16 protein-coding genes are annotated in these 16,367 nt (G+C 72.1%); 10 read left to right on the top strand and 6 right to left on the bottom strand.

The annotated features are described in order from the left end of the window. Window positions 1–5 precede the first annotated feature (5 nt). The 3 genes from NHL53_RS08035 to NHL53_RS08025 are packed head-to-tail and all read left to right on the top strand — an operon-like array spanning window position 6 to window position 2,117. Window positions 6–884, top strand: a complete 879-nt coding sequence (locus tag NHL53_RS08035) for an ABC transporter ATP-binding protein (protein WP_433776336.1) — start codon at window positions 6–8, stop codon at window positions 882–884. Beyond that, window positions 884–1,666 (top strand): ABC transporter permease, encoded by a 783-nt coding sequence (locus tag NHL53_RS08030; RefSeq protein WP_433776335.1) that lies wholly within the window; start codon window positions 884–886, stop codon window positions 1,664–1,666. The genes NHL53_RS08035 and NHL53_RS08030 overlap by 1 nt, the downstream gene beginning before the upstream one ends. Before the next feature lie 34 nt (window positions 1,667–1,700). Then, window positions 1,701–2,117, top strand: a complete 417-nt coding sequence (locus tag NHL53_RS08025) for an OmpA family protein (RefSeq protein WP_433776334.1) — start codon at window positions 1,701–1,703, stop codon at window positions 2,115–2,117. 9 nt (window positions 2,118–2,126) lie between these two features. On the opposite strand, the gene NHL53_RS08020 is transcribed toward NHL53_RS08025, so the two are convergent. Further along, a complete protein-coding gene (locus NHL53_RS08020; RefSeq protein ID WP_433776333.1) occupies window positions 2,127–2,531 on the bottom strand; it encodes an ArsR/SmtB family transcription factor in 405 nt (134 codons plus the stop codon). Window positions 2,532–2,630: 99 nt separating this feature from the next. Between NHL53_RS08020 and NHL53_RS08015 the strand changes: the two genes are divergently transcribed. Beyond that, window positions 2,631–4,091 carry a TrkH family potassium uptake protein gene (locus NHL53_RS08015; protein ID WP_433776332.1) on the top strand — a complete coding sequence of 487 codons (1,461 nt, stop codon included), beginning with the start codon at window positions 2,631–2,633 and terminating at the stop codon, window positions 4,089–4,091. Further along, window positions 4,084–4,755: a potassium channel family protein gene (locus tag NHL53_RS08010; RefSeq protein WP_433776331.1), complete on the top strand. Its 672-nt coding sequence runs from the start codon at window positions 4,084–4,086 to the stop codon at window positions 4,753–4,755. The genes NHL53_RS08015 and NHL53_RS08010 overlap by 8 nt, the downstream gene beginning before the upstream one ends. Before the next feature lie 48 nt (window positions 4,756–4,803). Here the strand turns inward: NHL53_RS08010 and proC are convergent, their stop codons facing one another. Beyond that, window positions 4,804–5,643 (bottom strand): pyrroline-5-carboxylate reductase, encoded by an 840-nt coding sequence (gene proC, locus NHL53_RS08005; RefSeq protein WP_433776330.1) that lies wholly within the window; start codon window positions 5,641–5,643, stop codon window positions 4,804–4,806. 63 nt (window positions 5,644–5,706) lie between these two features. On the opposite strand from proC, the gene NHL53_RS08000 reads away from it, so the two are divergent. Together NHL53_RS08000 and NHL53_RS07995 are read left to right on the top strand one after the other, a co-directional pair. Further along, window positions 5,707–6,678, top strand: a complete 972-nt coding sequence (locus NHL53_RS08000) for a cation diffusion facilitator family transporter (RefSeq protein ID WP_433776329.1) — start codon at window positions 5,707–5,709, stop codon at window positions 6,676–6,678. A 35-nt stretch (window positions 6,679–6,713) separates the two neighbouring features. Beyond that, complete coding sequence (locus tag NHL53_RS07995) at window positions 6,714–7,643, top strand: LLM class F420-dependent oxidoreductase (protein ID WP_433776411.1); 930 nt, start codon at window positions 6,714–6,716, stop codon at window positions 7,641–7,643. Here the strand turns inward: NHL53_RS07995 and NHL53_RS07990 are convergent. The 3 genes from NHL53_RS07990 to NHL53_RS07980 form a co-directional block, all read right to left on the bottom strand. Beyond that, window positions 7,631–8,053, bottom strand: a complete 423-nt coding sequence (locus NHL53_RS07990) for a hypothetical protein (protein WP_433776328.1) — start codon at window positions 8,051–8,053, stop codon at window positions 7,631–7,633. The two genes, NHL53_RS07995 and NHL53_RS07990, sit on opposite strands and share 13 nt — an antisense overlap. A 63-nt stretch (window positions 8,054–8,116) precedes the next feature. Further along, window positions 8,117–8,578, bottom strand: a complete 462-nt coding sequence (gene tadA, locus NHL53_RS07985; protein ID WP_433776327.1) for a tRNA adenosine(34) deaminase TadA — start codon at window positions 8,576–8,578, stop codon at window positions 8,117–8,119. Window positions 8,579–8,730: 152 nt separating this feature from the next. After that, window positions 8,731–9,774, bottom strand: a complete 1,044-nt coding sequence (locus NHL53_RS07980; protein WP_433776326.1) for an NAD(P)-dependent alcohol dehydrogenase — start codon at window positions 9,772–9,774, stop codon at window positions 8,731–8,733. 141 nt (window positions 9,775–9,915) lie between these two features. Between NHL53_RS07980 and upp the strand changes: the two genes are divergently transcribed. Beyond that, on the top strand, window positions 9,916–10,548 hold the full coding sequence (upp, locus tag NHL53_RS07975; protein ID WP_433776325.1) for a uracil phosphoribosyltransferase: 633 nt from the start codon (window positions 9,916–9,918) through the stop codon (window positions 10,546–10,548). On the opposite strand, the gene NHL53_RS07970 is transcribed toward upp, so the two are convergent. Next, complete coding sequence (locus tag NHL53_RS07970) at window positions 10,533–14,225, bottom strand: TM0106 family RecB-like putative nuclease (protein WP_433776324.1); 3,693 nt, start codon at window positions 14,223–14,225, stop codon at window positions 10,533–10,535. The genes upp and NHL53_RS07970 overlap by 16 nt on opposite strands. An 85-nt stretch (window positions 14,226–14,310) precedes the next feature. Between NHL53_RS07970 and NHL53_RS07965 the strand changes: the two genes are divergently transcribed. Both NHL53_RS07965 and NHL53_RS07960 read left to right on the top strand, forming a co-directional pair. Next, the gene (locus NHL53_RS07965) at window positions 14,311–15,045 is read left to right on the top strand and encodes a LytR/AlgR family response regulator transcription factor (RefSeq protein ID WP_433776323.1); all 735 of its coding nucleotides are present in this window, start codon (window positions 14,311–14,313) and stop codon (window positions 15,043–15,045) included. Further along, window positions 15,042–16,367, top strand: a 1,326-nt coding sequence (locus tag NHL53_RS07960) for a GHKL domain-containing protein (protein WP_433776322.1), incomplete at its 3' end; no start/stop codon positions are given. The genes NHL53_RS07965 and NHL53_RS07960, both read left to right, overlap by 4 nt.

The following is a 16,367-nucleotide window of genomic DNA, read 5'->3' as shown; positions in this document are numbered from 1 at the left end:
GGCACATGGAACCCGCCATCTCGATCAGAGGGCTGCGGAAGTCGTTCGGAGGGCAGATCGTCCTCGACGGGGTCGACCTCGAGGTCGACCGCGGCGAGATCTTCGCGCTGCTCGGGCCGAACGGCGCCGGCAAGACGACCACGATCGGCGTGCTCACCACGCTCGTCGCCCCCGACGCCGGAACCGCCGCCGTTCTGGGGCACGACGTCGCGCTCGCTCCCCGGGACGTCGTCCGGCGGATCGCGGTGACCGGCCAGGCCGCCGCCGTCGACGAGCTGCTCACCGCCCGCGAGAACCTCGCGATGTTCGCCCGGCTCTCCGGATCCTCGCGGCGCGACGCGCGGCGGCGGGCCGACGAGCTGCTCGACCGGTTCGACCTCGCGGACGCCGCCGCTCGCCGCGTCGGCGCCTTCTCGGGCGGCATGCGTCGGCGCCTCGACCTCGCGCTGAGCTTCGTGACGCGCCCCGACGTGCTCTTCCTCGACGAGCCGACCACCGGCCTCGACACCCGCAGCCGCCGCGATCTGTGGCGGATCATCCGCGAGCTGGCCGCGACCGGGACGACGGTCTTCCTCACGACGCAGTACCTCGAGGAGGCCGATCAGCTCGCCGAGCGCATCGCGGTCCTCACCGCGGGCCGCATCGCCGCGATCGGCGCCGCGGCCGAGCTCAAGGCGCTCGTCGGGAGCGAGACCGTCGAGGTGCGCGACGCGGCCGGCGCGATCCTCGCCTCCGCCGCGAGCGACGGCTCCGTCGCCGGCGTCCGCCGCGCGCTCGACGAGCTGTCTCCCGTCGAGGGGACGGTCGAGGTGCGCCGCCCCGCGCTCGACGACGTCTTCCTCGCCCTCACCGAGCCCGCTTCCCCCGAGAGGACGGCCGCCTGATGACCGCCATCGCCCCCTCCCGCCCCTCCGCGCTCTCCGCCGAGCTCGTGTTCGCCGGGCGCAGTCTGCGCCACGCCTGGCGCGATCCCGAGACGCTCCTCATGGCGGTCCTGCTGCCCGTGCTGCTCATGCTCATGTTCACCTGGGTGTTCGGCGGGGCCATCGATCCGTCGGGCGGATACGCCGACTACGTCGTCCCCGGAGCCGTCCTGCTGTGCGCGGGCTTCGGCGCCTCCTCCACCGCCGTGGCCGTCGCCCGCGACATGCAGAACGGCATCATCGACCGTTTCCGCACCATGCCGATCCGCGCAGGCGCCGTGCTGACGGGACACGTGCTGTCGAGCCTCGTGCGCAACCTGCTCGCGACCGCGGTGGTCGTGGGCGTCGCCCTGCTCGTGGGGTTCCGCCCGGAGACCACGCCAGGCGAGGCGCTCGGCGCGGCCGCGCTCGTGGCGCTCTGGATCCTCGCCATCACCTACCTGTTCGCTTCCATCGGCCTCGCCGCGGGCTCCGCAGAGGCCGCCAACGGCTACGGGTTCATCGTCCTGTTCCTCCCCTACCTGTCGAGCGCCTTCGTGCCGACGTCGACGATGCCCGACTGGCTCCAGCCCGTCGCCGAGACCATGCCGATCACGCCGGTCGTGGAGACGCTGCGCGGGCTGCTGCTCGGCACCGACCCCGGGACCGCTCCCGCCATCGCCCTCGCCTGGTGCGCCGGGATCCTCGCCTTCGCGATCGCCTGGGGCGCGTGGCTGTTCCGGCGCAAGGCGGGGCGGCGCTGACCCGGGGGCGCGGCGAGCCGGGCCCGCGCCTCCCGTGCCCTCTCTCGGCGCGTTCCCGCCGCTCGAGGCGCTCGCCCCCGTCGAGTCGTGCGGCACGACCATCACGTTCAGCGACAGCGTGCTGTTCGACTTCGACAGGAGCGACGTCCGCCCCGACGCGGCCGACGTGCTCGATCAGGTCGCCGACGTCCTCGTCGAGGCCCAGGCGACGGAGGCCGTCGTCTCCGGGCACACCGACTCGATCGGCTCGGACGCGTACAACCTCACGCTCTCGGAGGATCGTGCGGCGTCCCTCGTCGAGGCCCTCGAGGAGCGCGGGGTGACCGCCGGCCTCACCGCCGAGGGATACGGCGAGTCGCGCCCGGTCGCGGCGAACGAGATCGACGGCGTCGACAACCCCGCGGGGCGCCAGCTCAACCGGCGCGTCGAGATCTTCCTGCCGGCGGCCTGAGCGCGGCGGCTACGCGCCGAGGCGCTTGAGCGCCGTCTGCACGACGGCCGCCGTGCGGCCGAGCGACTCGGCGACGCGCGACGCCGACTCGGGAAGCGGCGCGTAGATCGACTGCGCCGCCTCCGCGGCCAGCTGCTCGTCGTCGACGAAGAACGGCACGAGCCAGTCGTCGACCTCTTCGAGGGGCGCCGCGTCGACGCGGTAGAAGCGATGCTGCCCCTCCTCCCGCACCGTCACGAGGCTCGCCTCCCGCAGCACCTTGAGGTGCTTCGACACGGTCGGCTGGCTCACGCCGAGCTCGCTGACGATCTGGGAGACGCTCGTGCCGCCGTCGGTCTCGGCGTCTCGGCGCAGGAGCAGCTGGAGGATGTCGCGCCTCGTGCCGTCGGCGATCACGTCGAAGATGTCGGCCATAGCCCACAGCGTATGTCATGTGCGACATACGCGGCCAGAGACGCACGCAGGGCGTACGATGAGCGACGTCTTGCCGCGGGAGCGAAGGTGGAGAGCGTCATGGCCGTCCGATCGGCTGCATCGCAGGCGAATGCCTGGAGTCGCGCGACCCACGGGGTCGGGCACTGGTTCCGCGTCGTCACGACGCACTCCCCCGCGCGCTTCGCGCTCCTCGTGTTCTCCGCGCTGGTCCTGCTCTTCACGGCGCTCCTGTCGCTGCCGATCGCCTCGGCCGACCGCACGGTCACGCCGCTGGCCGATGCCCTGTTCACCGCGATGTCCACGATCTGCGTGACGGGTCTCGCGAGCGTGGACATGTCCTCGCACTGGTCACCCTTCGGCGACATCGTCATCTTCATCGGCGTGAACATCGGCGGGCTCGGCGCGCTCACCCTCGCCTCGATGCTCGGGCTCATCGTCTCGCGGAAGATCGGCCTGCGGGCGAAGCTCATGGCCGCGGGCGACACCAACCCGCTGCGCGCGCACGGCGGCGCCGTCAACGAGTCGCAGACGGTGCAGCTCGGCGAGGTCGGCCAGCTGCTGCGCACGGTGGCCCTCTCGACGCTGATCATCGAGGTCGGCGTCGCGATCCTCATCTACCCCTCGATCACCGCGGTCTACGACTGGCGCGTCGCGCTGTGGCTCGCGCCCGTCTACGCCGCCATGTCGTTCACGAACACGGGGTTCACGTTCAACGACGGCGGCATCGAGGTGTTCGCCCAGGACTACTTCTTCATGACGGCGATCATGCTGAGCGTGTTCCTCGGCAGCATCGGGTTCCCCGTCATCTACGCGCTCTCGCGGCAGCTGTTCGGACGCGGAGGACACCACCGGTTCGAACCGCGCCGCTGGCCGCTGCACGTCAAGCTCACCCTCATCACGACCTCGCTCCTGATCGTCGGAGGCGCCGCCGCGTTCCTCGCGCTCGAGTACGGCAACCCGCGCACGTTCGGATCGATGAACCTCGGCGACACGCTCTTCCAGTCGCTGTTCATGTCGGTCATGACCCGCTCGGGCGGGTTCGCGGTGGTCGACATCGGCGAGCTGTACGGATCGAGCATGGTCGTCGGGTCGATGCTCATGTTCGTGGGCGGCGGTTCCGCCTCCACGGCGGGCGGCATCAAGGTCACCACCCTCGCGGTGCTCGCGCTCGCGGTGTGGTCGGAGGCGAAGGGCCGGCCCTCCGTGGAGGTCTTCGGCCGGCGGATCCCGAGCGACGTGCAGCGCGTCGCGGTCGCCGTCCTCGCCTGGGGCGCGACGATCGTCGCGCTCGCGACCATCATCATCGCCCAGATCTCGCACGCCCCCATCGCCGAGGTGATGTTCGACGTGATCTCCGGGTTCGGCACGTCCGGCTTGTCGACGGGGCTCACCGAGCGGCTCCCCGACTCCGCGCTGTACGTGCTCGCGGTCGCGATCTTCATGGGCCGCGTTGGTACAGTCACACTCGCCGCCGCGGTCGCGGCGACGTCGCGCACGCAGCACTACTCGCTGCCCGTCGAAAGGCCCATCGTTGGTTGAGCAGATCCGCAGCGACGCGCCCGTCCTCATCATCGGGCTCGGCCGGTTCGGCGCCGCCTGCGCCGGAGAGCTCGATCGCCTCGAGCGCGACGTGCTGGCGATCGACTCCGACCTGACGCTCGTGCAGAAGTGGTCGGAGCGCGTCACCCACACCGTGCAGACGGACGCGCGCAGCATCGAGGCGCTGCAGCAGATCGGCGCGCAGGACTTCCAGGTCGCGGTCGTCGCGGTCGGCAGCTCGATCGAGGCCTCGGTGCTCATCACCGCGAACCTCGTCGACCTGAAGGTGCCGCAGATCTGGGCGAAGGCCGTCTCGCAGGCGCACGGCAAGATCCTCTCGCGGGTCGGAGCGAACCGCGTGATCTATCCGGAGCGCGAGGCCGGCGAGCGCACCGCGCACCTCGTGAACGGGCGGATGCTCGACTTCATCCGCTTCGACGACGACTTCGTGCTCGTGAAGATGTTCCCGCCCAAGTTCATCCGCGGCATGAGCCTGGCCGACTCCGGCGTGCGCACGAAGTACGACGTCACCATCGTCGGCGTGAAGGCGCCGGGCAAGCCGTTCCGCTACGCGGAGGCCGACACGGTCGTGACCAACCACGACCTCATCATCGTCTCCGGCCCGAACGAGAACGTCGAGCGCTTCGCGAACCTCGACCGCTGAGCGAGCGGGGCCCCGCCGCGATGCCGGGGCGCCTCGCGCGAGCGTCGCTCACCCCTCGGCGGCGAGCTCCTTCGCCCGGGCGTAGGCGGCGTCGGTCGCCTCGCTGAAGACGCGGTCGAGCCCCGCCTCCTGCAGCACGCGGACCGCCTGCTCCGTCGTGCCCTTCGGGCTCGTGACGCGGCGGCGCAGCTCGGCGGGATCCTCGCCCTCCGCCTCGAGCAGAGCGGTCGCGCCGACGAACGTCCCCTCGGCGATGAGACGCGCATCGGCCTCCGAGAACCCCTGATGACGCGCCGCCTCGGTGAGCTTCTCGATGAGGAGGAAGACGTAGGCAGGGCCGGAGCCCGAGATCGTCGAGATCGCGTCGATCCCGTCGTCGCCTGACACCTCGACGACGGCCCCGACCGTCTCGAACAGGCGGCGCACGATCGCGAGATGCGCGTCGGTCGCGTGCGCGCCCCCCGCGATGCCGGTGACGCCGCGGCCCACCGTGGACGGGGTGTTGGGCATCGAGCGCACGACGGGACGATCGCCGAGACGCTCCTCGAACTGCGCGAGCGTGATGCCGGCCGCGAGGCTCACGACGACGGCGTCGTCGGCCAGGTGCGGAGCGATCTCGTCCAGGAGGTCAGCCACCATGTAGGGCTTGACGCCGACGATCACGAGCTGCGCGTCGCGCACGGCCTGCAGGTTGCCGTCGGGCGTCTGCTCGAGGGCGATGCTCGTGACGCCGTCGAGGGAGGCGAGCGCCTCCGCGCTCCCGACGCTGCGGTTGGTGACGGAGATGCCGCCGTCGACGGGGATCCCGCTGGCCACGAGACCGCGGAGGATCGCTCCTCCCATCGACCCGGCACCGAGGAACGCGACTGCGGGAAGGGAATCGGTCATGGCCCCACCCTATTCCGCCGAGGGCGCCGAGGATCCGCCTGGCCGCGGAGTACCCTCGGCCTCATGAGTGCACACAGCGGAGGCAAGGCGATCCTCGCGGCGTTCCTCGCGAACATGGGCATCGCCCTCGCGAAGTTCATCGGGTGGCTGCTGAGCGGATCCGCATCGATGCTCGCCGAAGCCGTGCACTCGGTGGCCGACTCCGCCAACCAGGTGCTGCTGTTCCGGGGCGGGCGCATCGCGAAGCGGGAGGCCGACCGCGAGCACCCGTTCGGATACGGGCGCGAGCGGTACGTCTCCGCGTTCGTCGTCGGCATCATCCTCTTCTCGGTCGGCGGCCTCTTCTCCGTGTACGAGGCCATCGACAAGCTCACCCACCCGCACGCGCTGGACGAGCGCTGGTGGTGGCTGCCGATCGTGATCCTCGCGTTCGCCATCGTGCTCGAGTCGCTGTCGCTGCGCACGGCGATGAGGGAGGCGAACGAGGTGCGCGATCGGGGGCAGTCCTGGTGGCAGTTCATCCGGCGCTCGCGCTCCCCCGAGCTGCCCGTGCTGCTGCTCGAGGACACCGGCGCGCTCACGGGCCTCGTCTTCGCCCTCGCGGGCGTCTCGCTCACCGTCATCACGGGCGATCCGCTGTACGACGCCCTCGGCACCCTCGCGATCGGCATCCTGCTCATCGTCATCGCGATCATCGTCGGCGTGGAGATGAAGAGTCTCCTCGTCGGCGAGGGCGCCACGCGCGCGCAGCTCGACGCGATCGTGCACGCGGTCGAGGACGGTCCGGAGGTGCAGAAGCTCATCCACGTCAAGACGCTCTACCTGGGCCCCGAGGAGCTGCTCGTCGCGGCGAAGATCGGGCTGCCCGCCGACAAGCCCGTCGCCTCCGCGGCGCACGACATCGACGCCGTCGAGAAGCGGATCCGCAGGGCGGTGCCCGACGCGCGGGTCATCTACCTCGAGCCCGACGTGTTCCGCGACGTGGAGGCGGAGAAGCTGCCGACCGAGGCGTACGTGCTGAAGTCGAGCGACTGACGCCCCGTCGGTGCCAGGATGGGCGCATGAGCGACATCGAGTTCTGCGTCTTCACCGAACCGCAGCAGGGAGCCTCGTACGACACGCAGCTCGCGTTCGCGCGTCAGGCCGAGGAGAGCGGGTTCGACGGGTTCTTCCGCTCGGATCACTTCCTCAGGATGGGCGAGTTCTTCTCCGGCGAGCCGGGGCCGACCGACGCGTGGACGACGCTCGCGGGGCTCGCCCGCGAGACGACGCGCCTGCGGCTCGGCACCCTCGTCTCGTCCGTCACCTACCGCTGGCCCGGACTGCTCGCGATCCAGGTCGCGCAGGTCGACGAGATGTCCGGCGGGCGCGCGGAGCTCGGGCTCGGCACGGGCTGGTACGAGGCCGAGCACGCCGCCTACGGCATCCCCTTTCCCGCGAAGCGCTTCGACCTGCTCGAGGAGCAGCTCGAGATCGTGAACGGCCTCTGGGCGACCCCCGCGGGCGAGTCGTTCTCGTTCGACGGCGACCACTACCGGCTGACCGACTCGCCCGCGCTGCCGAAGCCGCGCCAGAGCCCGCCTCCCGTCATCGTCGGCGGCACCGGCCCCTCCCGCACGCCGGCGCTCGCGGCACGGCACGCCGCCGAGTTCAACGTCGCCTTCCAGGAGGAGGACCTCGTCGTCGATCGCTGGCGCCGCGCCCGCGCCGCCTGCGAGGCGATCGAGCGCGACCCGGCGACCCTGCGCACGTCGGTTGCCCTCACGACCCTCGGCGGCCAGACGGAGCAGGACGTCGCGCGCCGCGCCGCCGCGACGGGCGTGCACCTCGCCGCGTTCCGCGATGACCACACGTTCTGCGGATCCGCCGCCCGGATCGCCGACCGGGCGGGGCGGCTCATCGAGCTCGGCGCCCAGCGGCTGTACTTCCAGATGATCGACATGACCGATCTCGACCACGTCGCCTTCCTCGGCGAGGAGGTGCTACCTCAGCTGCGCTGACGCGTCGCGGCGAGGCCGTGCACGCCGAGGGACAGGAAGGCCGCGAGGGCCGTCCAGGCGGCGTCGCGCACGGCGAGCCGGAGGGCGTCGGCCGCGTCCGCCGCCCCCGCCGCGTCGAGCGCGGCGAGCACCGACCAGCCGATGACCGCCATCGCCGGCGTCACGGGGCGATACCGCCCCGTCGCCCGCGCCGAGTCGGCGAGCGGCACCGCGACGGAGATGAGGATCGCGGGGAGCATCACCCAGGACACGGGCATGACGATGAGCGCGCCGACGTACAGGGCGCGCTCGCCCAGGCCGGGATCGACGAGCAGCCCGACCGGGCCGAACGGGTGCGTCATGGTGCAGAAGAGCAGCGCCTGCAGCCACGTGAGGTCGCGCGAGCGCTCGGGGCGGGGCTGATCCGTCATGCCGCCGACGGTATCGGGGGCGACGTACGGGGTGTCCAGGCCGATTCCGCGCCTGTGGAGAAGTCAGCGCCGCGCGTCGAAGAAGCGCCCGAGCACCTCGCGCGTCTCGGCCTCGAGCACCCCGCCGACGACCTCCGCCCGGTACGGGAGACGCCTGTCCCGCACGACGTCGTAGAGGGATCCGGCGGCGCCGGCCTTGTCGTCCCACGCGCCGAAGACGACGCGCGAGATGCGCGCCTGCAGCAGCGCCCCCGCGCACATGAGGCACGGCTCGAGCGTCACGACGAGGGTGCAGCCGGAGAGGTTCCAGGATCCGACGGATCGCGCCGCCCTCCGCAGGGCGAGCACCTCGGCGTGGGCGCTCGGATCCGTCGTCTCCTCGCGCTCGTTGTGCCCCTCGCCGATGAGGCGCCCGTCGGCGTCGACGACGACCGCGCCGACCGGCACCTCGCCGGCGCGCTCGGCGTCGAGCGCGAGGACGAGGGCGCGGCGCATGCGCGCGACGTCGGCGGCGTCGGGGAGCATGGTGCGAGGCTACCGCGACGGCGCTCGGCCCGAGCTGCGACGGTGCCGGGAGGCGGCCCCGGACGGGCGAGGCACCGTCTCCCTCGGAGAAGACGGCGCCTCCGGCGGGCCTCGTCGCCCGGATCCTCCCCGCGGCGGGAGAGGCTCCCGCGCTACGGGACGATGACGGCGCGTCCGCGCAGGCTCCCCTCGTGCAGGCGGCGATACGCCTCCGGCGCCTCGTCGAGCGAGAAGGTCTCGGTCTCGACCGACACCTGCCCGGTGCGGGCGAGCTGCAGCACGTCCATCAGCTCGGGGCGCGAGCCCCAGTAGGGGGCGCGCACCGTCGCGTCGTAGGGGCGGGCGAGCATGCCGACGTCGGTCTTCCCCGCGCCCACTCCGACGAGCACGACGTCGCTCTCGACGCCCGACAGCCGCGCCCCGAGGTCGATCGTCGGCTGGATGGCGACGAAGTCGAACACCGCGGTGACCGTCGGGCGCCCGATGGCCCTGGCGATCTCGTCGGGCGCGTCGTCGTTCGAGAGGAAGGCGTGGTGCGCGCCCACCTCGCTCGCGAGGGCGAGCTTCTCGTCGCTGACGTCGAGCGCGATGACGGTGGCGGGCGTGAGGGCGCGGAGGATCTGGATCGCGACGTGCCCCAGGCCGCCCGTGCCGATGACGACGGCCGTGGATCCCGGAACGAGCTTGCCGAGCGAGCCGCGGATCGCGTGGTACGGCGTGAGTCCGGCGTCGGTGAGCGCGACGTTCTTCACCGGGTCGAGGTCGCCGAGGGGCACGAGGAAGCGCGGGTCGTCGATGAGCATGTACTCGGCCATCGAGCCGTCGCGCCCCAGCCCGGGCGGGGTGATGCCGAGCTCGCCGGCCCGCTCGCAGTAGTTCTCCTTGCCCTGGGCGCACTGGTAGCAGCGCCCGCAGCCCCACGGACCGTAGACCGCCACCGCGTCGCCCACGGAGACCCCCGCGACGCCCTCGCCGAGCGCGTCGACGATGCCGGCGCCCTCGTGGCCGAGCGTCATCGGCAGCGGATAGCCGAACGCCGCGTAGTCATCCTCGGAGAGGCCCATGACGAACGAGTCGGAGTGGCAGGCGCCGGCGGCGGTGACCTTCAGGCGCACCTGGCCCGGACCGGGCTCGGGCGTCGGCACCTCCCGGATCTCCGGGGCGGATCCGACCTTCACGTACTGCAGAGCCTTCATGGCTTCTCCTCCTTCGTGCGGGTGTCCGGCCCCCGGGCGCGGAGGCCTCTTCCGGCATTCTCCTCCTCTCGCCGATGCGGCGCGCGGATCCGCGACGGCCGTTCCAGCGGTCTCGGGGCGGGTTCCGCGTACCCTGGTCGCATGCGCGTGCACATCGCGGACCATCCGCTCATCACCCACAAGCTGTCCGTCCTCCGCGACAAGAGCACCCCGTCGCCGGTCTTCCGTCAGCTGACGGAGGAGCTCATGACCCTCCTCGCCTACGAGGCGACCCGCAACGTGCGCGTCGAGGAGTGCGAGGTCGTCACGCCGGTCACGACGACGACCGGCGTGAAGATCGGCGACCCGAAGCCGCTCGTCGTGCCGATCCTGCGGGCGGGTCTCGGCATGCTCGAGGGCATGACGAAGCTCGTGCCGACGGCCGAGGTGGGCTTCCTCGGCATCGTCCGCGACGAGGAGACGCTGCAGCCGAGCACGTACGCCGAGCGTCTGCCCGATGACCTCAGCGGTCGGCAGTGCTTCGTGCTCGACCCGATGCTCGCGACGGGCGGCTCGCTCGCGGCGGCGATCCGGTTCCTGTTCGACCGCGGCGCGACCGACGTGACCGCCGTGTGCCTGCTGGGCACGCCCGAGGGCGTGCACGCGATCGAGTCGCTCGTGGGCGAGCGCGACCTCACCCTCGTGCTCGGGGCGATGGACGAGCGCCTCAACGAGAAGGGGTACATCGTGCCCGGTCTCGGCGACGCCGGGGATCGCCTCTACGGCACCGTCTGATCCTGCTCTTCGCGCGCCGCGGCTCCTTCGGGGGCCGCGGCGTCGCCGTGTGTCCGGAGACCGGCGCGGTCTCGGGAGCCGGACCCGGCCGCCGCACCTGCCGCCGGTGCGTGCTCGGGCCGCCCGTCGCGCGGGGCGGACGCGACGAGGCGCGCGAACGCGCTGAAGCGCGCCACCTGCTCGGCGCGGTGCGGGATGTCGTCGAGCAGGGCGGGGCTGAAGACGAGGAAGGCGGCGACCTTCGCGCGGCTGAGCCCGACGTTGAGCCGGTTCTGCAGGAGGAGGAACTCGGGGCCGCGCGGCGCGTCTCGGCCGGAGGAGGCGGCGAGGGTGAGGATCGCGACGGCGGCCTCCTGCCCCTGGAATCGGTCGACCGTGCCCACCCGCACGTCGCCGAGGCCGGCCCGCTGGAGCGTCTGCTCGACGAGCTGCTGGTGGGCGTTGTAGGGCGCGACGACGATGATGTCGGAGGCCTCGAGGGGCCGCGGGTCACGCGGCGTCGCCCGCTGCTCGTCGTCGATGTCGATGTCGACGAACGGGCGGCCGATCATGTCGCGCACCACGCGCAGCACCTCCTCGGCCTCCTCGGGCGATTCGGTGGCGTTGCCGCGGTGCGCGAGCGGCACGGTGTGGAGCCCGGGACGGATCCCGTCGATGCGCCGCCGGTCGGCGCCGGGCCGCGAGCGCAGCCGTCCGCTGTACGACAGCTGCGACACCGGCCGGGCGACGTCGGGATGCAGGCGCCAGGTCTGCGCGAGGAAGTAGCCGTGCCCCTCGGGCAGCACCGACTGGCCGCGCATGAGCCATCCGAGGGCCGAGGTGTCGATCGGCTCGGGGTGCGTGCCCTGGCTGACCTGCGGGAGCTGCTGCGGGTCGCCGAGCAGCAGCAGGCGCCGCGCGGCCATCGAGACGGCGATCGTGGAGGCGAGCGAGAACTGGCCGGCCTCGTCGACGACGAGGAGGTCGAGTTCGCGACGGCCGACGCGGGTGACGTTCGCCATGTCCCATGCGGTGCCGCCGATCACGTACCCCTTGCGCCGGTTGCGCTGGAAGTCGGCGAGCCCGCCGCGGGGCAGCACCGTGAACCGCTCGTCGGCCGGCGTCTGACCGCCCTTGAGCGTCTTGCCGACCTTCTCGGCGGGGACCCCGGCGCCGACGACCCGGTCGAGCATGTTCTCGACGACGGCGTGCGACTGCGCGACGACCCCGACCTTCCATCCGTGGTCGTTGACGAGCCGGGCGATGACGTGGGAGCCGACGTAGGTCTTGCCCGTGCCCGGAGGGCCCTGCACGGCGAGGTAGGTGGGCACGCTGAGCAGCGAGAAGACGATGGCGTCGATGTCGCTGCCGATGGCGGAGCCGACGACGCGGCCCGAGTGGTGATCGGCGCGCAGGCCCCGCAGGATGTCGGTGGCCGGGTCGATGGGGAACCCGTCGGCGCTCTCGCCGACGCGACTCGTCGTGCCGAGCAGCCCGTCTGCCCACTCCTCGATGGCGCCCTGCTGCGCGCCGGCCTGCGGGGGCGAGGGCGGGGTGACCGCGAGGGGCAGGTCGTGCCACGTGGCGCCCTGGGCGGCGTACTCGTCGACGACGACGCCGTCGTCGAGCACCTCGACGACGTTCGCCTCGCGGGGCACGTGGATCCAGCGAGCGGACGCCTCGCTGGGGAACGGCGCGGGCGCGGCGTAGAGGAGGAAGGGTCGGGCGCCCGCGCGGAGGCGGGTGCCGGGCGCGAGGGCCCCGCGCAGGGCGATGCGCCGGCGCTCCGCGCGGGATCCGTCCGGCACGTGCCAGTCGTCGACGATGTCGGATCGGCGCACGTCGACGGCGATGACGTCGCGGGTCTCGCTCCAGAGCGACAGCGGCTCCCTCAGGCGCTCGAAGTGCCCCTGCCAGAAGGCGCGCGCCTCGCGCGGGTAGTAGTCGATGGCGGCCGCCGCGAGACGGAGCGCCCGTTCGTCTCCGCCCTCGACGGAGGAGGCGTCGGCCGCGAGGCGCTCCTCGCGCTTCTCGTCGGCGCGGGCCAGGAGCGCCACGGCGCGCGGCGACGGCTCGTAGGCGCCCATCGCGCGATCGTCGGGCGCGGCGGGCAGCACCCGCGTCTCCCGAGCCCGCTCGACGAGCCAGTCGCGCAGGCGCCTCGTCGAGACGCAGTCGTAGCGGTTGTAGTCGGCGAGGTCGTCGAGGATGCGCTGCGCGCCCGCCTCGTCTCCCCCGCCGACGAGCGCGCGGGCCTCGACGTAGCGGAGGATCGACTCGTCGCCCTTCTGCACGTCCTGCTCCCGCACCTCGTCGCCCATGTAGAGCGGTTCGAGCTTCTTGAGGGAGGAGGAGCGCGATCCGACGCGCAGCGCGTTCTTGACGATCGGATACAGGTCGACGAACAGCTCGTCGCGGAGCATGCGGTCGACGTCGGCCTCTCGCACGCCGTGCCTGGCCGCCATGGCCGCGAGGTGCGTGGGCTCGTAGGGCGCGTAGTGGTAGATGTGCATCTGCGGATGCGCACGCCTGCGCGCGGCGACGAAGTCGCAGAACCGCTCGAGCGCGGCGCGCTCGGCATCGAGGTCGTGCGCCCAGAGCGACGTGTACTGCTCGCGCATGTCGACCCAGCCGAACAGGTAGTCGATGCCCCAGGCCGTGCCGCCGTCGGGCGTGGGCTGGCTGAACAGCGGGTCGCCCTCGAAGTCGAAGAAGATGTCTCCGTGGTCGGGACGGGGCATGGCGCCGAGCGCGGCGGGGTTGACGACCTCCCAGCGGGGAGCTCCCCCGCCCTCCGCCTCGGTCTCGAGCTGCAGGCGCGCCTGGGTGCGCAGCGTCTGGAAGGCGTCTGCGCTCATCCGCGCCGGCGCCGCATCGGCCGCGGCGAGCGCGTCGATGGTCGCGACGCCCGCGGAGCGGAGGAGCGCGCGCTGAGCGGGGCGCATGCCGGAGACGAGGAGCAGGTCGCGGCGCGAGACGACCTCGGCGTCGCAGACCGGGCAGCGCCCGCAGGCGCGCACGGCGAGGTCGGCGCGCTCGTCGCCCCACTCGATCGCGGCGACCGCGGCGCCGTCGGCGACCCGCCGGTCGGCGACGAGGCCGCGCAGACGGTCGCGGCGCACGGAGAACAGCGGGAGGAGGTCGTCGAGCGCGTGCGTCGACGTCGTGCCGTCGCCCAGCAGCAGGTCGACCTCGTCTGCCCGCGGCACGCCGAGCCGGTCGAGCTGATCGACGTAGGCGGCGAGCTGCATGAGCGCCGTGACGCGGGCCGTGCGGGCGAGCTTCGTGTCCTGCACCCGCCAGCGTCCGTCCTCGTCGCGGAGGAGGAAGTCGGCGAAGCCCACGAACTCGTCGCTCGCGAACGCCGCCTGGAACACGACGCGCGCCTCGGGATCCGCCAGAGCCGCGCGGGTCGCCGCGACGGCCTGCGCGAGCTCGTCGGCGCGGGCGGACGAGGCGCGCTCGATCTCCACCACGGCGGCGCCGAATCGCTCTCGATACCGCTCGAGCGTGCGGGTCTCGTGCGCGTCGCCGAGGCGAGCCGCGCGCTCGAGCATCGCGTCCTCCGGGTCGGGCACCTCCTCGCAGCGCCCGAGCTTCGCGTCGATGCGGCGCATCCAGCCGAACTCGCACTCCGCCGCCGCGCGCAGGTCCGTCGCGCTCCAGACGAGGGTGGGTGGCGTGCCGGTGATCCGCATGCCCACCACGTTAGGCGGGGCCTCTGACAAAGCGGCGCTCGGGGGCGAAGGGGAGCGCCGGAGGCGCGTGACGTATCGTGGGGGCGTGTCGTCCCCTGCGAATCGCGTCGTGTCGATCGGGCTCGTCGACGACAGCCCGCGCGATCGCGACCATCTCCGCGCGCTGCTGCGCCACTACGAGGCGGAGAACCCGGTCACCCTGCGGATCTCGGAGTTCTCCGACGGCGCCGGGCTCCTGGAGAACTACCAGCACGCGTACGACATCGTCCTCCTCGACATCCAGATGGAGGGCATCGACGGCATGCGCACCGCGGCGGAGATCCGCCGGATGGACGCGGGCGTCATCATCATCTTCGTCACGAAGACCGCGCAGTACGCCGTCACCGGATACTCGGTGCAGGCCCTGAGCTACCTCCTCAAGCCCGTCACGTCCTTCGCCCTCGGGAGCGAGATGGACCGCGGCATCGCCGAGCTGGGGCGCCGCGAGCGCGAGTCGATCCTCGTCGGGCCGCGATCGGCCCCGCGCCGCGTCGACATCGCGGACATCCTCTACATCGAGAGCAGACGGCATCAGCTCATCGTGCACACGACGAGCGACGACATCGCGTTCAACGCCGCGCTGAAGGAGTACGACGATCTGCTCGAGCCGCGCCGCTTCTTCCGGTCGCACAGCAGCTACCTCGTGAACCTGCGCCACCTCGTCGCGATCGACGGCGAGGACAGCGTCATGTCGAACGGCGATCGGGTGCGCATCAGCCGTTCGCGCAAGAAGGCACTGCTCGACGCCCTCACGAGCTACATCGGCGGCCGGCTCGTATGACGCCGGAGCTCCTGCCGGACATCCCGCGCTGGTACACGGGGCTCGCCGAGTGGGGAGCGGCCGTCGTCTACATCCAGCTCGCTCGCCGGCGCTTCGGGCGCGCGACGCACCTGTCGCTCCTCGCCGCGGGCCTGCCTGCGATGATCGCCCTGCAGCTCCTCGTCGGGCTGCTTCCGATCACCCTGTGGATGCTGGGGATGGCGACCGCGGTGGTCGCGATCCTGGGGTTCATCCTCCTCCTCTCCGACGTCTCCGTGCGCGGAGCGGGGTACCTCGCGGCCCGCTCGTTCGTGCTCGCGGAGCTCGTCGCGTCCCTGCAGTGGCAGCTCTGGGTCCACTGGGTGCCCCTCCCGCCGACCCCCGCTCTCGGCGCGTGGCCGTTCATCGGGTCGCTCGGCCTGCTCATCGCCTGCTACGCGGTCTCGCTCGCCGTCGCGCTCCTCGTCGAGCGGCGGAACTTCCCGCACGACGAGCGGTTCACCGTCGGCACCACCGCTCTCGTGTCCACGGTCGCCATCGCGGGAGCGACGTTCTTCGTCAGCAACCTGAGCTTCGTCGCCACGAACACGCCGTTCAGCGGCACCACGGGGCTGGACATCTTCTACATCCGCACCCTCGTGGATCTCGCGGGCTTCGTCGCCCTGCACACGCAGCAGAGCCACCGGACCCAGGTGCGCCGCGAGATCGCGCTCGCCGAGACGCAGATGATGATGGAGCTCCAGCACGAGCAGTTCCTGCAGTCGAAGCGGAACATCGACGAGCTCAACCGGATGCACCACGACCTGCAGTACTACGCGGCGGCCGTCCGCGCCGAGGAGTCCGCCGAGCGCCGGTCGGAGTACCTCAGCGACCTCGAGGCGAGCATCCGCGGATACGAGTCGGAGATCCAGACGGGGAACCGCCTGCTCGACATCATCCTCAGCGCGAAGATGGAGAAGTGCCTGCAGGACGGGATCACGATGACGACCGTCGTCGACGGGCGCGCCGTCTCGTTCATCGACCTGCCGCAGCTGAGCGCGCTGTTCGGGAACGCCCTGGACAACGCGATCGACGCCTGCCGACGGATCGAGGATCCGAACAAGCGCCTCATCAGGGTGTCGGTGTTCACGCAGGGCGCGCTCGTGATGATCCGCGTCGAGAACTTCTACGATCGCGCGGTGGAGTTCGTCCGGGGTCTGCCGAGCACGACGAAGCGCGACCGGCGCCAGCACGGATACGGGACCCGCAGCATGCGCCGGATCGTCGAGTCGCTCGGCGGCACCATCGTCTTCCAGCACGAGGCCGACTGGTTCCACGTGCGGATCCTCCTGCCCCAGCCGGCG

It is taken from the genome of Microbacterium sp. gxy059, from assembly GCF_050958665.1.
In the GTDB taxonomy this organism is placed as follows: Bacteria; Actinomycetota; Actinomycetes; order Actinomycetales; family Microbacteriaceae; genus Microbacterium.
This window is presented reverse-complemented; position numbering and strand designations above follow the sequence as displayed.